Source organism: Streptomyces sp. E11-3, from assembly GCF_046540415.1.
In the GTDB taxonomy this organism is placed as follows: Bacteria; Actinomycetota; Actinomycetes; order Streptomycetales; family Streptomycetaceae; genus Streptomyces.
The window spans coordinates 1-2,013 of the sequence record NZ_JAZGRL010000131.1 but is presented as its reverse complement, the minus strand read 5'-3'; the positions used below and the strand labels follow the sequence as shown (position 1 = coordinate 2,013).

Here is a 2,013-nt window from a genome sequence, read left to right as displayed (position 1 = left end):
GCCGCCCCACCCGAGGCCGTCGGCCCGCTGACGCGCGGCATCGCGGTGCTGTGCGAACTCACCGGCTCCGGTGGTCGGCAGAGCCTCAGCGGCCTCGTACGTGCCACCGGCCTGGCCCGTTCCACGGTCGACCGGGCGGTGGCCACGCTGGCCCGGATGGACTACGTCCGACTCACCGGCCGCGACGTCGTGCTCGCCTCGCGGCTGATGGAGATCGGCAACGCCTACCTGGCGGCGATCCGGCTGCCCGACCTCCTCGGGCCGCACGCCGACCGGCTCGCCGAGGCACTCGACGAGTCGGTGTCCCTCGCCGTCCCGGACAGCGACGGCATCCGCTTCGTACACCAGCACACCCGCCGCCGTGCGCTGTCCGTCGCCTTCCGGATCGGCGACCGGCTCCCGGCCGAGCGCACCGCCCCTGGCGCACTGTTCGCCGCCGACTGGACCGCGGAGGAATGGGCGCGCTGGCACGATCGCCGGAACGCCGCACCCGACGCTCGCGGCTTCCCGGCCGCGCCGCCCGCGGCGGCCGGGGCGGCGGCGTCCTTCCCCGAGCGGGCCACGGAAGCGGGCGAACGGGGCTGGGCACTGGACGACCAGTTGGTGGAGCCCGGTCTCATCGCCCTCGCCACGCCCGTACGCGACCCGGCCGGACACCTGGTCTGCGCGCTGAGCGCGGTCAGCCACACCAGCCGCCACACCACCGCATCCCTGCGTGCCGCCGTACTCCCTCAACTGCGCGAGACCGCCCAGGCGATGGAGCGGGCGCTGGACCAGGCCCCGCCGCCCGAGCCCCGTGGCGCGGTCGGCCTGGCGGACTGGACCGGCGCTTCCAAAGCCGAACTCGGCGCGGAGTTCCTGGAGTCACTCGCCCGCGGCCTGAGCGTCCTGACCGCGTTCGGACCCGGCCGGGCGGAGCTGCCGCTCGCCGCCGTCGCCGAGGCCACCGGCCTGGCCCGCGCCACGGCCCGACGTGCGCTGCTCACCCTTCAGCACCTCGGCTATGTCACCGCGCAGGGCCGGGACTTCCGGCTCACGCCCCGGGTACTGGATCTCGGTTACGCGCCGCTCTCGCGGATGACGCTCCCGCAGATCGCGCAGCCCCATCTGGCGGCCCTGGTGGGCGAGGTCCACGACTCGGCGTCCATGGCCGTCCTGACCGGCGACGACATCCAGTACACCGCACGGGTCGCCATGAGCCGCATCATGAGTGTCGACATCACGGTCGGTACGCGCTTCCCCGCCGCTGTGACGTCGATGGGCCGGGTGCTGCTCGCCGGCCTGCCGGATGCCGAGCGCGAGGCCCGGCTGGCGCGCGCCGCGCCGATGCCGCTGACCCGGCATACCGTCACCCGGCGGGACGCACTCGCCGCGCTCCTGGACCAGGCCGCGCGCGACGGTTACGCCTTGGTCGACGAGGAGTTGGAGGAGGGCCTGCGCGCGCTCGCGGTCCCGGTCCACGATCGCACCGGGCGCGTGGTGGCCGCCGTGAACGTCGCCATGCACAGCGGCCGCCGCAGCGTCGAGCAGTGCCGCACGGAGCTGCTGCCCCGCATGCTGGCCGCGGCCGCCCGCACCGAGGCCGACCTGCACATCGCCAGCCGTTACGCGCCCGTCCCGGCCACCTGATCCCGGATCCGGACCTGCGGGACCCCGGCCGGGCGTGCGGGCCCTGGATCCGGAGCCGCGGGACCGGGACCGGACTCGCGGGACCCGGAGCTGGGTGTGTGGGACCTGGGACGGGGCGTGTGGGACCTGGGAGTGGACTTGCGGGTCCCGGGTCTGGACGTGTGGGACCTGGGATGGGGTGTGTGGGAGCCGCGGGATCTGGGGGCGGACTCGTGGGTCCCGGATCCGGACGCGCAGGCCCCGGATCCGGACGTGCGGGACCGGGACCGGGACCGGGCGGTCAGGTCCCGGGACCGGACTCGCGGGACCCGGAGCTGACCCGTGGGCCACTAGGGGGCGTCTCTCCGATCTTCGCGGATCAGCCTGCGCCCGCTGCGAAGCAGC

1 protein-coding gene is annotated in these 2,013 nt (G+C 75.3%); it reads left to right on the top strand.

The annotated features are described in order from the left end of the window. On the top strand, nucleotides 1-1,629 hold a 1,629-nt coding region (locus U9R90_RS35805), incomplete at its 5' end, for an IclR family transcriptional regulator C-terminal domain-containing protein (protein ID WP_411061646.1). Between the last annotated feature and the right edge of the window lie 384 nt (nucleotides 1,630-2,013).